The 236-nt window shown below is 62.7% G+C and carries 1 protein-coding gene; it reads left to right on the forward strand.

Features of this window, described 5'->3' with window-relative positions; genetic code table 11:
- Window positions 1-209, forward strand: a 209-nt coding sequence (locus tag SB752_RS33255) for a hypothetical protein (protein WP_410719636.1), incomplete at its 5' end; no start/stop codon positions are given.
- Window positions 210-236 lie beyond the last annotated feature (27 nt).

Below are 236 nucleotides of genomic sequence, written 5' to 3' on the forward strand. Positions count from 1 at the left end.
TCGGTGTGCTGGAGACGCACGATGCGCGAGTGAACATCGCCTTCGACGCAGCGCGCGTCACGCTGCCCCGTGAGGCCGGGGTTTTGCGAGTTAGTGGCAAGGTCTGGTTGGGTGAGAAAACGAGCATGGTGACGCTTTTGGTCACGCAATACCGAATGGTTGAAGCTCACGCCGACAAAAGCTGCCCCGTAACGGAGCCGCAAGGATGACGAGGCGCCGCCGGTCCCGGCACGTGC

This window comes from Brevibacillus sp. SIMBA_040, assembly GCF_046535075.1.
GTDB lineage: Bacteria > Bacillota > Bacilli > Brevibacillales > Brevibacillaceae > Brevibacillus.